Below are 16,572 nucleotides of genomic sequence, written 5' to 3' on the forward strand. Positions count from 1 at the left end.
AACGCTTCATGCACTTTATCACCTATCCCATGTAGTGCATATTCAGCAAAAGCACGTGAGAATGTTGATTCTGATGGTATATCTTGTATTTTAGCAAATCCACATATCTTTCTCAGATTTGGCATCGTTTTTAGAGATTCTATCAAAAGACTTGTCGTAGGGTAATTATAGACAACTTTGGCTACAAACGCTCTGCCAATTGCATACCTCTCCTTGAGTTTACGACCTATGCATTGACTGTCTACCCACCACATATGTCTTTCTATCTGAACTATCTCCAGGATTGTAACTAACTGCTTTTGTTTCTTGGTTATTGAATCGGTAAGTATTTCTTCCAACTCTGGGAACAGTACCCGTTGTATATTTCCTGCTAACCATGATATACTCTCTAATAACATTATGTTCTCCTTTTAATCTATTATATTTAGGTGTTATATTATAGCACAAAGAGAACTAAAAAAGGTTTAGTTTAGGAGTTTTGCAAGAGGCTCAAGCTAATTTATGTGTAACTTTCCGTATAGAAAAAACTTGCGTCTCATATTTTGTCTTTCATGAGACACAAACTCTTTTGTATCTCATACATGAGACGCAAAGAAATCATAGCCCTCCGTGATACTCAAGAGTCTGGTATAAGCAAAGGTGGATGACCTTCGCCCAGTGCTCTGAACAATTTCGCTCAAGATTTTTTTCTCTTTCAGCAGGCTGAGTATCCTTGAAGCAGTTGCCTTGGGGATACCAGACTGTTTTATGAAGTCACTGCCCTTAAAGACAGGTCGTCCAAATATCCAGTCCAGCGAGTGAATTGCATATTGAGAATGTGTAAGTTCAGCGAATTCTTTCTTCATTTCATTATATAGCTGCATGATGGCCGTTGCCTTGGAGCCGTTTTTGACGGCCTGCTCATACACGGCTCTAAGAAAGAAAACACACCATCCCGTCCAATCATCATCCCTGGAGACTGCCAGGAGCCTGCCATAATACTCATCCCGGTTAGCTTCAAGGTATTGGCTGATATAAAACATCGGTCGTTGCAACAGACCTGCCTGATACAGAAACAGGGGGATAAGCATCCGCCCGATACGTCCGTTGCCGTCCAGAAAGGGGTGCAACGCCTCAAACTCTGCGTGCAGGATGGCCAACTGAACAATCCGGTCAACCACCTTGTCGTCGTTTACATACTTCTCCCACCGGCTCATTGCCTCGAGCAGTTTGTCGGCAGATACCGGGACAAAGGTCGCCTCCTCAATGGAGCACCCCCTGGGACCAATCCAGTTTGGCACTTGTCTGTAGAGACCTGGTGATTTGTTGTACCCGCGGACGTTGTCCATCAATATCCTGTGTGTGCACAGACCAGTCGTTGGCAAAGAGGCAGCTTTTGGAGCATATCAACGGCATGATTCAACGCGTTTCTGTAGCTGATGATTTCGTCAATATCTGCCCTCTTTGCGCTGGAAAACGCCTTTGACTCTCCCTCTGCCTCAAACTCAAGCACCTCCTGCATGGTTGCCTGCGTTCCCTCGATCCTGGATGAGAGCACGGCCTCATGTGTCGTCAGGGGACTGAGCAAGACATTGGCATTTGGAATCGCCGACAGGATGCCATCGTAGCGTGCAACCGCCGCAGAGGCAGGACCTATCAGTGCGATGATCCTCTCAAGCCCAAGTCCCGCTGGAGGGAACCTATTGTAGTGATAATCAAATGGTGCCATCGTATACCGACGGCATTTTTATGGGGTCAAGGGGACTGGTACCCTTGCGGGGGGTTCTGAAGGGGGGCGGAGCCGCCCCTTTCTTTTTTTGTATCGTATGCAATCGAAACACGCTATAGACGCAGATACGGCAGTCTAACTCCTGTAGTGCGCGTTGATCCTGACGTAATCTTCCGTGAGGTCGCAGGTGAAAATCTTTGCAGCGCCCTGACCTGCGTTCATATTGATGGTTATGACAATGTCGTTCTTTTTGAAGACCTCGTAGGCCATGGAGTCGTTGTTTGCGCCGTAGCCGTCCTTGACCACCAGCACGTCATCAAAATAGACATCGACGCAGTTGGGGTCAAACGCCACGCCGGAGTATCCGATGGCGGCCATGATCCTGCCCCAGTTGGCGTCTCCGCCACAGATGGCAGTCTTGACCAGGAGGGAATTGGCCACGGTCCGTGCAAGTCTGTTGGCATCGGCATCGCTGCTTGCACCGGCGACCTTTATGGTGACAAACTTGGTGGCACCCTCGCCGTCCTTAACGCACATAACAGCCAACTCCATGAGCATTTCCTGAAGCACCGCCCTGAAGGAATAAAACCCATACCCGTGTGCAACCACCCGCTCATTGCCGGCCTGACCGTTAGCCAGTACCAGAACGGTGTCATTGGTGCTGGTGTCGGCGTCAACGGTGATCCTGTTAAAGGTCTTATCCACGGTCTCCGTCAGGGCCAGTTGCAGGGCTGTGTGGTCGATGTTCAGGTCGGTTATGACAAAGCACAACAGCGTGGCCATATCCGGGGCTATCATGCCGGCTCCTTTTGCGATGGCCGACACGGTGGCAGTGCAGGAGCCAAGCTCTATGTCTCTGGAGACGGCCTTGGGGAAGGTGTCCGTGGTCATGATTGCCGATGCGGCATCCAGCAACGTTCTGTTGACGGGATTGGCCAGCGACTCATGCAGTGCCGGCTTGATCCGCTCCATCGGCATTTGTACGCCAATCACCCCGGTGGACGCCACCAGGCAGTTGTCCACGGCAATGTGCAGGGCATCGGCGACTATGGCAGACATCTCAACGGCGGCAGCAACTCCCTGACGGTCCGTGCAGGCGTTTGCGTTGCCGCTGTTTATGACAACGGCCTGCGCACAACCGTCCCTGAGCCTCTCCATATCCAGTAGGACGGGGGCGGCCTTTACCACGTTCCTTGTAAACACGCCCGCTGCCGCTGCAGGCGTCGTGGATGATATGACAACGATATCCCGGCGACCGGGAGCCTTGATTGCCGCCTCCGCCGTGGTGATTATAAATCCCTTGGGTAGTTTGTGTTCACTCTCTTGCACTCTGTGTCCCCTTTATAGCAGTATTGTTACCTTAAAAATTAATGTGACAATGTCATGCTGATATACTAAACTAAAACCATTAAAAACATCAATAACAGACTCCAACACGGCCATGGCAAGATGCTTGTAATAGTTCGGAGATTTACACCTGCGCAGGAAGGGGTCAAGGGGACTGGCCCTCACTGCCCAGGAGCACCCCGGAGCTATAAAAAGGTCTGTGCGGGAGCTTTCCACGTATGCCGACGACACACTTTCAGGAAGACAATCTTTACCCTCAAGGGGGTTATCCGGTTTGATCGGGGCTATTCGGGCCGGAAACCATAATCCATCAACTGTTCAAATGCATAGGGGCAGGTCTCAGGTAATTGTCTGGCGCTAATTCCCGTTTCAGCTTCAAATTCTCGTTTGGCTGCTATGAATCCTTTAGCAATAACGGCTTCTATATTATGTTTTAAGCTAGGGCTATCCCCAAGCAAGTACTTAATTTCGGTTCTTTGGTTACCTATTGTTGCAGTCCAAATTCCACAACGCAGTCTTGGTTGATACTGCCATTTCAGAAGGTGCATTATTAACACCGTCAATCGGCTCAACAGCTCTCGGTTGTTATTTCTGGCCATGCTCTCCAGCTCCTCTACTATATTTTCCAGGTCTATCTCCGCAAATCTGCCCTGCCTCAGCAGGTCGGCATTATGAAACGCCCACAGGTAAAAATCAGCCTCATAGAGTGTACGACCAGGAGTGTCCTGGAGTAGTGAAGAAGCCGTAAGCGTGTCGTTAGCTGTTAAGGTATCCATAGTTATATACTAACATTATCCATGAGAGGTGTCAAGGTGGCAAGCCAGGGCAGTCGCATTTGACCGGAAGAAAGAAGGGGAGCGGCTCCGCCCTCCCCTCAGACCAAATGAGGTTGCCATAAGGTAGCGAGGAGTTTTTTTTAGGCTTGTTATATCAATGGCGGTAGATGTAAAATACACCGTGAACATGAAAACGAAGGTTGAAAATCTTGAGCCATGTGGTTAGCTGATACCTCCATACGGCGGCCCGTCCTTGCCACGATGTTTATCCTTGCCCTTGTACTCTGGGGAGTCGTGAGCTATCCCGATATTGGGGTAGACCTCCTGCCGCGGGTGGACTTTCCCATTGTCAACATCACCACGAGACTGCCCGGTGCAAGCCCGGAAATCATGGACATCGATGTCACAGACAAGATCGAAGAGGCAATCAACACCATCAACGGCGTCAAGTCGATCACGTCATCGAGCTATGAGTCCACGTCGATCACAACGGTGGAGTTCGTCCTTGACAGGGACATAAACCTGGCCGTGGCCGACGTGCGAGAAAAACTGTCGCTGGTCAGGGCACAACTGCCCCAGGATATCAAAGAACCAACCATCGAGAAGGTTGACCCCGACGCCAATCCGGTAATGTGGTTAGCCCTCACTGCCCAGGAGCACCCGGGAGCAGTAAAGAGATCAGTACGCGAGTTATCCACGTATGCCGACGAAACACTAAAGGAACAACTCCAGAAGATAGACGGCGTTGGGGCGTTGAGTATGGCCGGTCTGCGTCTGCGGCAGGTGCGGATATGGCTGGATGCCACAAAGATGAAGGCATACGAAATCGCCTACGACGACGTGCTCAACGCCCTCAGACGTGGCAACGTCGAACTCCCCGGCGGACGGATCGAAGGCAACTCCAAGGAATACTCGATAAAGGTAAAGGGCGAATTCACACATCCCAACCAGTTTAACGACCTAATCCTGGTATCCCGCAACGGGGCCACTGTCCGCCTCAAGGACGTTGGCAGGGTCGAGGACGGTATGGAGGAAAAACGCTCTGTGGCACGCTTTAATGGCCACATGTCAGTGGGCATCGGCATACAGAAACAATCGGGGACAAACACCGTCGAGGTCGTTGACAGGGTCAAGGCGGAACTCGTAAAGATCAGAAAGACCCTGCCCCCGGGCATGTCCCTCGATATCAGCTTTGATCAGTCCACGTTTATAAAGGTATCCATCAGTGAGGTTCAACACCACCTGGTGTATGGGGGACTGTTTGCGTCGCTGGCCGTGCTCCTGTTCCTGGGCAACCTGCGCCTGACCCTGATAAGCGCAATTGCCATCCCAACGTCCATTATTTCGACCTTGGCGTTAATGAATTACTACAAGTTTACCTTCAATAACATGACCATGTTGGCGCTGTCTCTGTGCATCGGAATCCTCATAGACGACGCCATCATCGTGATAGAGAACATCTACCGCCACGTGGAGGCCGGCGATGACCCCGTAAAGGCATCCCACGTGGCCACCTCCGAAATCGGTATGGCCGTTGTGGCGACGACCTTTTCCATTGTGGCGATATTTCTGCCCGTGGCCTTTATGAAGGGGCTTATCGGGAGGTTCTTTTTGCAGTTTGCGTTGACCGTGGTCTTTTCCGTTTTGGTATCGATGCTCGTTTCGTTTACGCTGACGCCCATGCTGGCGGCGAGGTTTATACGTCCGCGGCATAAACAGACGGCCCTTGGCAGGTGGTTTCACAAATGGTCTGAGGCATTGCACGGCAGTATTGAGCGCTCATACAAGGCTATGTTGATCGTGGCGCTGCGGCACAGGTTAAAGGTGCTGTTTCTAGCCGGATGTGTATTTGCCTTCAGCCTGTATATCACGAAGTTCATAGGCAAGGAGATGGTGCCGCCGGAGGACCAGGGGCGTTTTGTGGTGCGCCTGCAGGCCCCGGTTGATTACTCGGTAGAGGCCGTTGACGGCATGTTTCAGAAGGCCGAGGAGATTGTAAGTGCAGTGGCAGAGGTCAAGACCGTGTTCTATGCTCAGGGATTTGAGATGACGGGCGAAATAAACAAGGGGTCTATGTTTATTGGGCTGCTACCCAGGGGTGAGAGAAAGAAGACCCAGGAGCAGGTAAAGGCCGATATCAGAAGACTCCTGTCCCAGGGCGTCACCGGACTGAAGGCAACGGTTGAGGACATCTCAATCGTAGGCGGTGGATTGAGAAATGCCCCGATCCAGTTTATAGTACGTGGTGGTGACCTCAATGCCCTTAAAACCTACATGAAGGAGATAACAGACAAGTTTTCAAAGCTGCCTGGAATCGTTGACGTTGATACCTCCTTTGAGGAGGGCAAGCCGGAGGTGCGAGTTATCATTGACCGGGACAGGGCTGCGGAGTTGGGCGTGGACGTGGCAACGGTGGCAGAGGTCATAAACGTTCTTATTGGCGGTGAGACCGATATCACACACTACAAGGACAGCTCCAGGGGCAGACGCTATAACGTCAGGGTCAGGTTAGACCAGCAGGACAGGGCACAACCCAAGGCAATCGCAAACCTCTATGTCCGTTCCAGGAGCGGGGCACTCATAGAGTTGTCAAACCTGGTAACGGTCACAGAAGGCGCCTCAGCAACAAGCATTATCAGGGTCAACAGACAGAGGGCAATCTTTCTGTTTGCAAACCTTGAAAACATCCCAATGGGGCAGGCAACATCCCAACTGGACGAAATCGCAAACGGCGTGCTGCCCCCCGACTATACCACGATATACAAGGGGATAGCGGAGTTCATGGGGGAGTCGTTTTATTACCTGACCGTTGCCATATTTTTGGGGGTAGTGATGGCCTACATGATACTTGCAGCGCAGTTTGAGAGCTTCATTCATCCCGTGACGGTACTGCTGGCGATGCCGTTGTCTTTTATCGGGGCATTTGGGGCGTTGTTACTGACCGGCAAGACGCTCAACATATTCAGCTTCATTGGCTTGGTCCTTCTGATGGGGCTTGTCAAGAAGAACTCCATACTCATCGTTGCCTACACCAATACGCTCAAGGAGCGCGGTTACAAGACCCATGAGGCGATAATCGAGGCAGCCCCCGTGCGTCTTCGCCCCATTATGATGACCACGGTTGCCATGATCTTTGGTATGCTACCCATAGCCATGGGCGTTGGCGAAGGCTCGGAGACACGCTCCCCAATGGCCATCGCCACAATCGGGGGACTTGCCACGTCGTTGTTTCTGACGCTCTTTGCCGTGCCCGCAGCATATGAGTTGTTTGATGACATGAGCACGTGGATATTTGGGAAGAAGTAAGAAAGGGGCGGTTTGTGGCAGGGGTGGGTGCGACAATTGAGCCACCCCTCAAAAGACATTAAAGTGGAGAAGTTTTGTTTCTAATGGTTTGATTGTTCTTTCAAGGTTTAAATCGCAACTAAACATATCATCGCTGAAACACTCCTTGTATTTATCAAAATAGAAACTCCTCAAGATAAATTGTATAAAGCGATTGGGTGAGAGCGGTGAACATACTGGTATACGGCAATTGTCATAGTTTCCAAGTGTTGAGTGACAGTAGGGGTGATCACATTGTATGAAATTCTCATCGCTTTTGTCATAATCGAATCTTAAGGGAAAAGGAATGACTTTTTCTGCTATAACATCAGCGAAAAGTTGATTGCCATAATGTCTTTCTTCATATGTTTCAGGGTCTGTCTGATATCTTTCTAAATCCGGGCTTGAGTAAAAAGCCAAACGATGTTTCAAAAGGTTGTTTTTCTCAAACTTGTACATCATCTGCACTATTGCACCATCTAATAAGAGAAAGTTATATTCTCTTTCCTTACGACATTCATCATATATCTCATCATACTTAAGGTTTTTCAACGTGAAGGAAATATTTTTAAATCCATACCATACAATTTCTTCGACATTGTTATTCCCCTTTTTGATAACAGGGTAATTTTGTGCTATTGAGATAGTATTTTTTATTAACTCAATGGTAATTTTTTGTATTTGATTAAATATTTCTTTTTTCATTCTCTAGTAACGCAAGCAAAGCAACTTGCATGTCTTTAGGATAATCTTCAACGTAATTTTCCCCGGATTTTATTTTTCCTATTATTTTAAGCATATCATTGAAACTGCTTATATCCTGGTTTATCTTTTGTTTTTCTGTTTCTGATAAGTCTCTATGAATAAGATTCATTTTCTCAATTTCCTTAGCTGTGGGATATCTGAATTGAAGTTCGAATGCGTTATTTTTTACTGCATTATATTCATCGATCAACATGTTCATCCTATCTCCAAGTCCACAGACCCTCACCCATGCCTTACTCCTGGTAATTGCCGTAAAGATGATGTTTCTTTTCTTTATGAGATTAGGGTTTTGATACAGATCGCCTACAAGAGTATCACCATGGCAATAGCCGGCATTAATTATATACACCATAGCAACCTCATTACCCTTCGCACGATTGATCCCAGTAAAGGTTATTGAGTTCTCTCTGAAAAATATATCGGCATCAAATTCTCCTGCGATATGGCTGTTTATATCATTACTCATTAATAATGAGCGAATCATTCCCGTTTCTTTTTTAGTGGTTAGCGGGTCTGGATTTATGACAATAATATCTTGATATAAAAGCTCATCTTCTTTTATATTTTTTTTATTTGTTCTACTATCCATTCTGCTTGTTGTTGGGGATTGTCAAAGGTTTTAAAGCTCAAGATATCGTCCATACTGGAATGATTCTCTAAATACTCTGGAGATGACTCACTTGTGCGATAAAGGCGAACCATGTTGCCTGCCTCTAACCTGCCTTCTTTTATTGTGTAGCCAACATCTCTCCATAGCTGTGGTTGATCAAAAAACTGTACTAATCCTTCTTTTCTATAAGTTCCAAAGCCCAAGGCATGGGCAGTAACCAATAAAGGCCGAGAGTTTCGGTAGCACTTATAAAGGATTGTATCATTTGCGTCTCTGTCAAAGATTTGATTTGGATTTCTTAGCGTCGAGCCTTCATTAAGTCTCTGTAGTTCATCGTAGGCGTAGATGAGCCTTTTAGGCTCTTTGAGTATCTTAAAACATATATTCAGAAATGACTCAGACAGGTCTTGTGCCTCATCAACAAAGATGGCATCGTATGTTTCATTAAAATCATTTGTATCCGTTAACAGCTTTGTGCAAACAACATCAAAAACGTTTTTATCATTGGATTGTGTAGAGTTCCGAAACGCTACTGCTGATTTGAAATCCATGTACTCTGCTCCATATTCTTTGCATAGCTCATAATATATTCCGGTATTGTTAGGACTGCCCCATGCGTTAATAATTCTCAGTTGCTGCCAGTCAGGCACTTCTCCGGTTTTGGTTAAACAAAACCTCTCGACCAGTTCCGTAAACTGCCCCTTTAAAGACCTGGTATGAAATGTAACTGCGATCTTCCAATCGGGGTTCTGTGCGTGAAAATAGGCCGCCTTTAACGCAAGGACAACCGTTTTTCCCGAGCCTGCCAGTCCCCTGATCCTTTGAATCCCTTGGTATGCTTCAATTACAGCCTTTTCCTGCTCTTGGTCCAAGTTCGCAATTGTGGTTTCTAATCGCTTTAATATAGCACCCTTGGAATCATTTCTTTCGATATTTTTTCTCTTTATTGGTGGTTTTAATTTATATACAGACTGAATTACTGACACTACAGATTCATATAATGTGCCATGTTGCCATTGCCGTAGTTCCTTCAATATATCGGTCAATTCATTGTCATTTCTTGCTGTGTTGGTTCCTTTACTAACGTTGATATCACAGTAGGGTGCATATGTAATTACTTCAATTTCTACGGCAAGCTGTCTTTTTATGTTTAGAGTGCCATGTTGCGATAAAAAGGTACTAAATTTCATGTATAGTTCATCTTGAAAATTATCGGTTCTACCATATAGCTCTGTACCCTCAATTACGTCAAAGACGACTACACCAAATCTTTGTGAAACCCACAATGCGTCAATTGTTGATTTCTCCCCTCCCACAAAGAAAATGGGATATCCAACATACAAGTGTCCGTCTAACTCCGGATGAGCCTTAAAGTACTTAACCAGTCCTGACGTTGAAACTGGTTTGTGAGTTATACCTTTGAAGGTTTCTATCATTTTTTTGACGTTTTATCTACTCCTCACAGGTTACTTCGTCTATCTGCACATAGCTTGTCACGCGATTTCGGCCTAGCTTTTTGGACTGATACAGGGCGATGTCTGCCTCGTGGACGATCTGCAGGTAGTCCGTCATACTCTCACGGTAGGGGGCAATACCAATGCTCAGGGTGACCCTTATCTCTATACCGTTGTGCTGTATAACCGTCTCCTCTATGGAGGTTCTTATTTGCTGGCAGAACAACATCAGTTCAGCATGGGACAGATTAGGTACGATGATAAGGAATTCCTCTCCACCGTATCTGCCCAGGATATCTGCCTGCCGCAGGTGATTAGCAACCGTCTTTGCAACCGCCTTTAGCACGTCATCCCCTGCGAGGTGCCCATAGGTGTCGTTGACCCTCTTGAAGTGGTCCAGGTCAAACATGACGACCGAAAAGGGGATGTCTTCTGCCTTTGCATGTTCAAATTCCCTCTCAAGCAGCTTTTCCAGATACATCCTGTTGTATATGTTAGTCAAACCGTCATAGTAAGACAACTGCTGAAGCATCTTATTGGCGTCAAGCACCTCGTCAATCATCTTCTGGGAGATGGCTATATCGGTCATGTCCTGCACTATGATGCAGATGCTTGTTACTTGTGCGTTTTCATCCAGGATTGGCAAAAAAGTGCAGTCCTGAAACATGTAATCTACATTACCGGTTATGGGACGATTATGGAGAAACTTAAATAGATATGCCCTTTGTTTCCATGATATGAAGGAATACCCCTTTAGTATCTGCACACTTTTAAACTTAAGCTCCAGCCACCCCTTTGGCAAATACGGAAATATGTCAAAGAGATTCCTGCCCAATGCCTCTTCCTTTGACAGCTCACCGTACTTGACCATAAAGTTGTTCCACATCACCACGTTGTAGGACAGGTCAATGACCACGATACCCGTGTTGAGGTTGTCTATTATAGCCCTGCTTATAAAGTCATCTATAGACACAACCATAATATATACCCTATAACTCCGAAAGTTTCCCAGTTATAGATTTATGTATTGCAAGGATTGATTTTTCAGACAAAAATAATAGCATCTCACTCCTAAAGGATTCATTTTTTAGTTTAAACGTTATATTAGCCAACATGGTGTGGTCCCAGTGTAGCTGACTGCGCTGAAATGTGCCGTATATAATTTTTTTATAGGTTTTGTTTTCAGAAAGTAGCATGGGTGGGGCAAAGGACATGTCTTTACCAAACAGTTGATTTGAAATACCATTGAGACATGCGCTGACCATTATATTGGTCATTTCAAACATCAGTTCGATTTTATATTGGCGGTCTATTTTTGCTTCAAAGCCTATGAGTTTGGAGACGTTGTCGAAGGTCTGGTCATCAAAGGCTATAATGGCCTCACCATCTGCAATGCTATCAACGTAGAAGGTCTGGCGAGTTGCAGTTACCGGTTCGTCTCTCCAGCAGGAGGCATCTCCGATGATGGCCTCTACCACTTTTTCTGCCTTTACTATTTTTATGTCAGGGACACGCATGTCTACAAATGAGTTCAACAACACGGCAAGATCAGAGGCAGCCTGCCCCATTGCAAGGTTAAAGACCTCTTTTAAGAAGTCATATTCGTCCTCACTGAAGCTGATCACAGGAGATTGTTCTCCTTAAGTATGGTAACCAGCACCTGGTGTGAAAACGGCTTTTTGCAATATCCAACAGCGCCTAAAGCCTTGACCCGTTCTTTAACCCCGGGTTGTATATCAGCGCTTAGAACGATAGTGTTTGTCTTCACCCCTTGTTTTTGAAGAGTCTCAAGGACGTCGTATCCGGTAATATCGGGCATTGTAAGGTCCAGGAATATAAGGTCATAACTCTCATTAAGACATTTATCGATTGCCTCCTTACCGCTTGCCCCCTCTGTAAAGGCCACCTCTTTTTCCGTGATAATCGACAACAGCTCTTTTTTGATCATAAATCGTGCCGTTTTCGAGTCATCAACGACCAGTATCGAAAAAGCCATCAAGCACCTTCCTTAGTATATGTGTTAAAGTTTGGTGAGACAGACCTACCGCTGTCATCGGTAATAACAGCCTCAGTGTGATAACAGCCTCACCAGGGCAGCTATCAATGCAGACTGAGCCACAAGCATGGCTGCCACCCACTTGATAATGTCTGATTTAGCGTCGGATATCTTGCTGTCGAGTTTACCTTCAAGTCCGGATATCCTGTTTTCCAGGCCGGATACCCTGCTATCCAAGTCGGATACCTTGTTTTCCAATCCAGAGAATCTGTTTTCCATAGCAGAGAACTTTACATCGAACTTGCTTTCCATTTCGGAGAGTCTTGTGTTGACTCTGCCTTCCAGCCTTGCCATGTCTTCCCTGAGTTTTGCGATTTCGTCTCTCAGTTCAGACTTTATAGTCATCAGGTCTGTTTTTGTTGCAAGATGCTCCACGCTTGCAGATTGTATTTCAATTAGGGCATCAGTAAGACTCTTCGCCTGCTCTTCAGAGAAGCCGGCATCTTTAAGGTTTTTAACCGTCTTAAATGTGTCAAGCATTACTAACATGATATAAATTGTACCATCTTAGTTAAAGAAAAAACAACCACTTTTTTGCAGTTCTTTTTATACGAGTAAACATGCGGCTTTATCTCAACGGGAGCATAGGAATTTTGTAGGCATATGTCAGGTTAGCGTGCAGGTGGTCTGTTTCGTTTCAGGGCACTGCACAGACCGGAAATCAGCAGCTCAAAGGGATAATCGGGATTTGCCCTGACCTGGATGTCGGCATCGGAGAGTAGTTCATAGCACCTGAGCGCTATCTTTGGGGGCAGGTTCAGCTTTTTAAGTTCCCAGTTGATGGCGCCCAGGAGCACAAATGGTTCAGAGTGTTCCTGCAATCCTCTAAAAATCGTCACTGCCTTGCCAACGTCTGCCTCGGCTATGGCCTTTGTCAACTGAAACGGGCTGTACTGCTTGGTTCCGTAGAACAACTCACAGGCGTCCTCCAGCGACAACTCTTTCTTACCCAGCAGTGAGAGCTTATTGAGTTCGTTATCCAACGTCAACAGGTCATCGGCGTAGATGTCACAGATAAACCGTATCAGTTCCTGCGAGGGCTTTATGCCGTAATGGGCGGTACGCTCCTTGACCCATGCGGGGAGGGCGGTTTTTTTGAGGTCCAGGGTGATGTGTTTGACGCCCCTGGTATCGACCTTCTTTGAATCGCCGCTGTAACACAGCACCAGTATGGAACGACTTGAGGGATTGTCTATGTATCGGGCCAAAAGAGTCTGGTCGGCCTTTTTGATCTTCTGGTAGTTCTTGAGCACCACACAGGGTCTTGGACAAAACATCGACACCTGATTCAATGCCTCCACGACAGTCCGCATCGATACCCCCTGTACCTTGTCATCGAGGTCAAAGACCTCAAGCTCGGCATGTCCCTGCCGCAAGAGCATCAGGGCCTGTGCAAAGAAAAACTCCTCCGTGTAACCGAGCATATAGACGGCGGCAGGAAACCCCTCCGCCTTCTCTTTCAAAAAATCATCAAACACTATTATATTGCTCCATCGCTTATAGTATATCATCACAGGAGTTTTTTTAGAGCAAGATTTTTTGTATCCTCTAAATTTTGCTTGACAAACCCAAAAATATATGTAATAATACCTCTGTAGTTTATGATGTGGGCGGGTAGCTCAGTTGGGAGAGCACAGCCCTTACAAGGCTGGGGTCACAGGTTCAAGCCCTGTTCCGCCTACCATAACTTAGTTGGGGAATAAGAGGACAAACGAGAGAGATTTAGCAGTGGGGCGGTAGTTCAGCCGGTTAGAACGCTGGCCTGTCACGTCAGAGGTCGCGGGTTCGAGCCCCGTCCGCCCCGCCATTTTAATAATTGTTAGCCGGTGAGTCAATACTCCCCTTACAGGGGAACGGTTGGTCTCCAGTAGCAGCACATGACCCCCTTATGATACAAAAGATCGAAGATAACATTTTCCTGCAGACGGAGATCTCTTCTTTCCTGGTGTGTGGAGACCCGGGATGCGATGGTTACAATACAAAAAACGTAGTGATCTTTGAAGAGATATTGCGTATGCAGGCAGACCTTGCTGTTGTGCTGGGCGACTTGGTCCCCGTTGGGACGGAGAAGTACTTCAGACAATTTATAGATATTGTCAACTCCAATGCTAAAACGCCCGTGTTCTGTGTAGCGGGAAATCACGATGTAAAGGAGTATGACCGATTCCTGGGCAGAAAGGATTATTTCATCAAGGCCCCTAATGCCCTGCTGCTGATAGCAGACAACTCACGGAGATACTTCACGGATGCCACCATACAGTTTATCGAATCAACTTTGAGGGAAAATGCCGGTGACAATGTCTTTGTCATGTTTCACATCCCTCCACCCAATCCCTTCATACAAAACAACATCGCCGCAGAGGAGTGGGATAAGCTCAAACGGGCAACTGATGAATATAAAGAGAGCATAAGACTGATATTTTGTGGACACGTACACTCGGCCTTTGATTATAAGATTGACGGCTATCGGGTAATTGTTACAGGCGGTGCAGGGTCAAGGCTTGATCCTATTGAGAACACGTGTCTGAAGGCTAATGTTCATCACACCTTTAAGATGGTCTACAAGCAGGGCAAGTGGTCTCCGGAGATAACGGATATATTTTTTGAGAGGACCACCCCTGTATATGATAAGGATGGCGCCGACAGAGAGATACTTGAGGGATTGATGGCGGCATTTTCCGGGGAATCGCAGGCGCACAGAAAGTACCTCCTCTACGCCGAAATAGCCGGAAACCATGGCCTGCGCGGCATGGAAAAATTATTCAGGGCACTGAGTGAATCGGAATTTATACACGCAAAGAACATGCTCATCGCCTCCAATCAGTTGGGCAATACCAAGGCAAACACCGTCAGTGCGATAGAGCGCGAAAAGGAAGAATTCACCCAAATATATCCCGCCTACCTGGAGACCTCAGGGACTAATAGTTCTAAAAGAGCCTATACGGCAATCAGTGCCGCCATGGAGGCAGAAAGGGTTCACCATGCCATGCTGTCTGATGCGCTTGATAAATTAACCGATGGCATGGATATCCCTGTTGAGAAATATCACACCTGTACCCGATGTGGCTATACACACAGGGGGGAGAGGGCTCCCAGTATCTGCCCGGCGTGTGGGACGGATATGTTCAAGTTCACAGAGGTCTTGTGAGCAACAGTGATTTCAGCGCCACCCCTGTTGCAGCCTTAAAATGCTATATTTAAAGAAACTCCGGTGAAAGTCCTTTTGCTCCAATCATACCTGGGTGGTGCTGACAAGGGCGAACACCCGCGGAGGGCTATCTTTCCGCTGTCTCTGGCCTGCCTCAAGGCATCACTGACCGGACACGAGGTGATGACCCTTGACACAAACCTCTACCACGCCCCATTTGATAGACTCAGAGATATACTCCGACAATTCTCCCCCAATGTGGTGGGCATATCAATCAGGAACATAGACTCTACCAATAAGTCGGAGAGCGTCTTCTACTACGCATATATAAAAGAAACACTGGATGTCATAAGGGCCACAACCACAGGGGTCAAGGTCATTGCAGGCGGGGCGGGGTTTTCCATCTTTGCCCCTCAGATCATGGAGGACGAGCCAAGTATCGACTACGGCGTCTTTTTAGAGGGAGAGGCCGTCCTGCCGCTGCTCCTGGATAATTTAGATGACCCCTCGGTCGTACCCAACGTCTTTTACAGAAGGGACGGACAGGTACGTTATTCCTTCGGTGGGGTTGCGCTGGACTTTGACGCCCTGCCACTGCCTCGGCGCTACGGGATGTCGGTGGAGCGATATGGAGAGGGTGCCATAGGGGTGGAGACAAAGCGGGGGTGCAGCATGGGGTGCATATACTGTGTCTATGGCTTTTTAAACGGCAAAAAGATGCGTCTGCGTTCTCCCCACAGGGTGGTGGACGACATACAGGGGCTTGTTGAGGATTCTGGTGTGAGACGGTTTACGTTTGTTGATTCCATATTTAACGTTCCACTGCAACACGCCGAGGATATCTGCAACGAGCTACTGCGCAGACAACTTGTGGTTAAATGGTCGGCGTGGTTTAGCGAAAAACATCTGACGCGACAGTTCCTTGAGCTTGTTGTCAGGGCGGGTTGCAGCAATATAATATTTTCCCCGGATGGCTTCTCCGGTCACTGTCTGCGTCGGCTTGGAAAGAACATCACGATGAGAGACATCCTCAGGGCCTATGGCATCGTCAGGGGGTTGGACGGGGTGGAAATTAGTTACAACTTTTTTAAGAATCCCCCGGGGCAGAGCTTTGATAACTTCATCTCTACGATAGCCTTTTTCCTGAAAGCCAAGGCACAGATGGGCAACCGCGTACACTTTGAGTTTAACACCCTGCGGATCGAACCCCACACCCGTCTCTGTGAACTAGCCCTGTCGCAGGGCACCATCAAGGCAAACGACAACCTCCTCTACCCCACCTACTACAACAACCCCGCAACCGCATATACCGAAAATATCTTCAACACCATCATGAGGATAAAAGGGCTATTGTCAAAGTAAGTGTGCAATAAAGTGTCCACCT

At 47.3% G+C, this 16,572-nt stretch carries 16 protein-coding genes and 2 tRNA genes; 5 read left to right on the forward strand and 13 right to left on the reverse strand.

Annotated elements, in window-relative coordinates:
- From Mcas_RS09500 to Mcas_RS09515, 5 genes are all read right to left on the reverse strand, one after another.
- The coding region (locus Mcas_RS09500; protein WP_162176295.1) for a transposase at positions 1-398 on the reverse strand (398 nt) is incomplete at its 3' end.
- 177 nt (positions 399-575) lie between these two features.
- The gene (locus tag Mcas_RS09505; RefSeq protein ID WP_200873673.1) at positions 576-1,328 is read right to left on the reverse strand and encodes a Fic family protein; all 753 of its coding nucleotides are present in this window, start codon (positions 1,326-1,328) and stop codon (positions 576-578) included.
- On the reverse strand, positions 1,328-1,708 hold the full coding sequence (locus Mcas_RS18705) for a Fic/DOC family N-terminal domain-containing protein (RefSeq protein WP_200873674.1): 381 nt from the start codon (positions 1,706-1,708) through the stop codon (positions 1,328-1,330). Before Mcas_RS18705 ends, Mcas_RS09505 begins: the two co-directional genes overlap by 1 nt.
- A gap of 135 nt (positions 1,709-1,843) precedes the next feature.
- A complete protein-coding gene (gene argJ / locus Mcas_RS09510) occupies positions 1,844-3,037 on the reverse strand; it encodes a bifunctional glutamate N-acetyltransferase/amino-acid acetyltransferase ArgJ (RefSeq protein ID WP_040335308.1) in 1,194 nt (397 codons plus the stop codon).
- 302 nt (positions 3,038-3,339) lie between these two features.
- Entirely contained in the window at positions 3,340-3,831 is a 492-nt protein-coding gene (locus Mcas_RS09515; protein ID WP_081853751.1) for a DUF29 domain-containing protein, read from the reverse strand.
- A 216-nt stretch (positions 3,832-4,047) separates the two neighbouring features.
- Between Mcas_RS09515 and Mcas_RS09520 the strand changes: the two genes are divergently transcribed.
- Entirely contained in the window at positions 4,048-7,137 is a 3,090-nt protein-coding gene (locus tag Mcas_RS09520) for an efflux RND transporter permease subunit (protein ID WP_052567095.1), read from the forward strand.
- A gap of 48 nt (positions 7,138-7,185) precedes the next feature.
- On the opposite strand, the gene Mcas_RS09525 is transcribed toward Mcas_RS09520, so the two are convergent.
- The 8 genes from Mcas_RS09525 to holA all read right to left on the reverse strand — a co-directional run bounded on the left by Mcas_RS09525 (position 7,186) and on the right by holA (position 13,518).
- A complete protein-coding gene (locus Mcas_RS09525) occupies positions 7,186-7,860 on the reverse strand; it encodes a DUF2290 domain-containing protein (protein WP_040335309.1) in 675 nt (224 codons plus the stop codon).
- The gene (locus Mcas_RS18710; RefSeq protein WP_052567096.1) at positions 7,841-8,509 is read right to left on the reverse strand and encodes a DEAD/DEAH box helicase; all 669 of its coding nucleotides are present in this window, start codon (positions 8,507-8,509) and stop codon (positions 7,841-7,843) included. Before Mcas_RS18710 ends, Mcas_RS09525 begins: the two co-directional genes overlap by 20 nt.
- Complete coding sequence (locus Mcas_RS09530; protein WP_052567097.1) at positions 8,479-9,966, reverse strand: DEAD/DEAH box helicase; 1,488 nt, start codon at positions 9,964-9,966, stop codon at positions 8,479-8,481. Before Mcas_RS09530 ends, Mcas_RS18710 begins: the two co-directional genes overlap by 31 nt.
- Positions 9,967-9,982: 16 nt before the next feature.
- Complete coding sequence (locus tag Mcas_RS09535) at positions 9,983-10,963, reverse strand: sensor domain-containing diguanylate cyclase (protein WP_052567098.1); 981 nt, start codon at positions 10,961-10,963, stop codon at positions 9,983-9,985.
- Positions 10,964-10,973: 10 nt separating this feature from the next.
- The gene (locus tag Mcas_RS09540) at positions 10,974-11,609 is read right to left on the reverse strand and encodes a hypothetical protein (RefSeq protein WP_040335310.1); all 636 of its coding nucleotides are present in this window, start codon (positions 11,607-11,609) and stop codon (positions 10,974-10,976) included.
- Positions 11,606-11,980 carry a response regulator gene (locus Mcas_RS09545; RefSeq protein ID WP_040335311.1) on the reverse strand — a complete coding sequence of 125 codons (375 nt, stop codon included), beginning with the start codon at positions 11,978-11,980 and terminating at the stop codon, positions 11,606-11,608. The genes Mcas_RS09540 and Mcas_RS09545 overlap by 4 nt, the downstream gene beginning before the upstream one ends.
- Positions 11,981-12,052: 72 nt before the next feature.
- The gene (locus Mcas_RS09550) at positions 12,053-12,520 is read right to left on the reverse strand and encodes a coiled-coil domain-containing protein (protein WP_040335312.1); all 468 of its coding nucleotides are present in this window, start codon (positions 12,518-12,520) and stop codon (positions 12,053-12,055) included.
- 131 nt (positions 12,521-12,651) lie between these two features.
- Positions 12,652-13,518 carry a DNA polymerase III subunit delta gene (gene holA / locus Mcas_RS09555; protein WP_162176296.1) on the reverse strand — a complete coding sequence of 289 codons (867 nt, stop codon included), beginning with the start codon at positions 13,516-13,518 and terminating at the stop codon, positions 12,652-12,654.
- A gap of 130 nt (positions 13,519-13,648) precedes the next feature.
- On the opposite strand from holA, the gene Mcas_RS09560 reads away from it, so the two are divergent.
- The 4 genes from Mcas_RS09560 to Mcas_RS09575 all read left to right on the forward strand — a co-directional run bounded on the left by Mcas_RS09560 (position 13,649) and on the right by Mcas_RS09575 (position 16,550).
- Positions 13,649-13,724: transfer RNA gene (locus tag Mcas_RS09560), tRNA-Val, on the forward strand.
- Between the two features lie 46 nt (positions 13,725-13,770).
- Positions 13,771-13,847: transfer RNA gene (locus tag Mcas_RS09565), tRNA-Asp, on the forward strand.
- Between the two features lie 81 nt (positions 13,848-13,928).
- Positions 13,929-15,188 (forward strand): metallophosphoesterase, encoded by a 1,260-nt coding sequence (locus Mcas_RS16705; RefSeq protein WP_052567099.1) that lies wholly within the window; start codon positions 13,929-13,931, stop codon positions 15,186-15,188.
- 63 nt (positions 15,189-15,251) lie between these two features.
- Positions 15,252-16,550, forward strand: coding sequence for a B12-binding domain-containing radical SAM protein (locus tag Mcas_RS09575; RefSeq protein ID WP_040335314.1), 1,299 nt, complete (start codon positions 15,252-15,254; stop codon positions 16,548-16,550).
- The last annotated feature ends 22 nt before the right edge of the window (positions 16,551-16,572 follow it).

The sequence above is a fragment of the Candidatus Magnetobacterium casense genome (assembly GCF_000714715.1).
GTDB classification, from domain to species: Bacteria; Nitrospirota; Thermodesulfovibrionia; order Thermodesulfovibrionales; family Magnetobacteriaceae; genus Magnetobacterium; species Magnetobacterium casense.

Coding starts and splice junctions, on each gene's coding strand:
- Mcas_RS16705 (WP_052567099.1), top strand. CDS start 13,929: ATGATACAAAAGATCGAAGATAACATTTTCCTGCAGACGGAGATCTCT.
- Mcas_RS09545 (WP_040335311.1), bottom strand. CDS start 11,980: ATGGCTTTTTCGATACTGGTCGTTGATGACTCGAAAACGGCACGATTT.
- Mcas_RS09505 (WP_200873673.1), bottom strand. CDS start 1,328: ATGGACAACGTCCGCGGGTACAACAAATCACCAGGTCTCTACAGACAA.
- Mcas_RS09525 (WP_040335309.1), bottom strand. CDS start 7,860: ATGAAAAAAGAAATATTTAATCAAATACAAAAAATTACCATTGAGTTA.
- Mcas_RS09530 (WP_052567097.1), bottom strand. CDS start 9,966: ATGATAGAAACCTTCAAAGGTATAACTCACAAACCAGTTTCAACGTCA.
- Mcas_RS09520 (WP_052567095.1), top strand. CDS start 4,048: ATGTGGTTAGCTGATACCTCCATACGGCGGCCCGTCCTTGCCACGATG.
- Mcas_RS09535 (WP_052567098.1), bottom strand. CDS start 10,963: ATGGTTGTGTCTATAGATGACTTTATAAGCAGGGCTATAATAGACAAC.
- Mcas_RS18710 (WP_052567096.1), bottom strand. CDS start 8,509: ATGGATAGTAGAACAAATAAAAAAAATATAAAAGAAGATGAGCTTTTA.
- Mcas_RS09515 (WP_081853751.1), bottom strand. CDS start 3,831: ATGGATACCTTAACAGCTAACGACACGCTTACGGCTTCTTCACTACTC.
- Mcas_RS18705 (WP_200873674.1), bottom strand. CDS start 1,708: ATGGCACCATTTGATTATCACTACAATAGGTTCCCTCCAGCGGGACTT.
- Mcas_RS09550 (WP_040335312.1), bottom strand. CDS start 12,520: ATGCTTGACACATTTAAGACGGTTAAAAACCTTAAAGATGCCGGCTTC.